Consider the following 1881-nt stretch of genomic DNA (forward strand, 5'->3'; position numbering starts at 1 on the left):
GAATCTTTTCTGACGCGTCTTTCTACACGGTTCAGAAAGGATTCATCAAGCCATTCCATGGATTCAGGCTTTCTGATATTTTCTCTGGTCTTCTCATAACGGTCGAGAGGAGTGCAGCCTATCCCGGAATGCATCGTGGTATTGTAGGCCCTGATGTATTCGGTAAACATGATGTTAAGCTCTGCCAGGGAATGGACCTTTGTAAAGTCCTGTGCGTAGACCCAGCGCTCTTTGGTCGTTCTCCAGAACCTTTCTATCTTGGCTTTGCTGGCACCATCTCTGACTTTGGTATGCAGAAGGACAGTGCCGATACTTCCACAGATGAGGGCAAGCTGGGCATTGACATATGGTGAGCCGTTATCAGTGTAGAGCTTGTTCGGAATGCCATAGGTCGCCACAGCGTTCTTGAATACCTTCTGGAAGTTGTAGGCTGAATCGCTGTAGAAAAGTCCTGATCCGACTATCATCCTCGAATGGTCGTCGATTATGCAGACCGCATAGACACGGCGGGAAACACCATTCTCAGTGATGTGAGGGAAGTAGCATGTATCACACTGCCACATCTTTCCGAACGCATCCTCCTCGAAGGCTTTCCTGTCGCGGACGTTAGGATTCCTGGCACCCTTCAGGTCATTCTTTTTGATGAACCTTTGGACAGCTGAGACATTTACAGTGGCCGGGATAAAGCCGCCAGAGATAAGCTGATTGTAGATCTGGGTTGCATTGAGCCTCGGGAACTCTTTCTTCAGACGATAGATCTCCTCAATGGCTGCATCATTCAGGGCTCTGGTTGAGCCCTTGTCATCCCGGCTCCTGGGTGTAATGCTGTCAATGCCAAAGCGGCTGTAAAGAGAGACCCATTTTTCAACTGTCCTGTAGCTTATCTTTTTTACAGAACCATCCGGGAAAGTAAGCGGATCCTTTGTTATCCGCTTATAGTAGGCAGTCCTTGAGCTGTCGGTATAGAGATTGTGTATCACAGGCGCTATCAAGGCAAACCTGAACTGAGCCATCTCTGCTGCATCTGACATCTGTTTGTTGTTATCGATCATAGTGATCACCTCCGTCCTAGATAGTAAATCTAAACGGCGCTGGTTTGAATTCCCATGTTGTGTGGTCTGGGTCAGGTGAAATGAAATCCAGGCGGCCTCTGCTGGCAATTCGTCGGATTCTTATGTGACTGCATGAATGAGATGAAGGTGAGTTCCAGGAATCTGATGCTGAAATCGCAGAAGTGATCGAAGCCGAGGATGATGTTTATCATGTGCATTCCGTCGGATGAATCAGTCACGCCGAGCCATTCCTGTTTGTGACTCCTGAAAAGTTCTATCCAGCGGTAGAGCATTGAGACCGTGATCATAAACCGGGCACAGATGTCAGCGGTTTTCTGGTGATCGAAGTACTGGCAGAGGACATGGAGAACGAAAGTGAGGCTGTACTGGCCGTAAGGGATGAAAAGATCCGGGATCAGGGCATGTGTGTGGCCGCATGAAGAACACTTCACTCTTGTGATCGTCACTTGTTCCTGATGTGGCTTTCCACCTTCAAAGTCGATTATCCACCTCTGGTAATGGCCGTGAACGAGGCATTTACCATGTGCTCCGCATGAGGGGCAGATCTCTCTGGTCAGGTCTTTTGTTTTCTGGCTGAGAGACTGAGCCGATGTTTTTGCAGATTTGTTAAGAATAAGCTTGCAATCCAAGAGGTTCTTTCGTATCATAGTAATGTACTTATGTACACGATAAAGGCATGACTGCTTTCAAACAGGGAACAATTAGGACACAGATCCTGCAAAACCTGTCTGCAGCTCCTTTATTGCTGGTGAGAGAAAGAACGTCTTTTGCGGAAGGGTGGTTCTTTCTCTCTTTTTTTGTTTTTATG

The 1881-nt window shown here is 47.6% G+C and carries 2 protein-coding genes; both read right to left on the reverse strand.

Going from position 1 to position 1881, the window contains the following annotated elements; genetic code table 11:
- Positions 1-1052 (reverse strand): DDE-type integrase/transposase/recombinase (locus ACTNCK_RS11645; protein ID WP_441082889.1); only part of this gene is annotated, 1052 nt, incomplete at its 3' end.
- Positions 1053-1123: 71 nt separating this feature from the next.
- On the reverse strand, positions 1124-1720 hold the full coding sequence (locus ACTNCK_RS11650; protein WP_441082890.1) for a DUF6431 domain-containing protein: 597 nt from the start codon (positions 1718-1720) through the stop codon (positions 1124-1126).
- Between the last annotated feature and the right edge of the window lie 161 nt (positions 1721-1881).

Source organism: Candidatus Weimeria sp. HCP3S3_B5 (assembly GCF_052064335.1).
In the GTDB taxonomy this organism is placed as follows: Bacteria; Bacillota; Clostridia; order Lachnospirales; family Lachnospiraceae; genus Weimeria.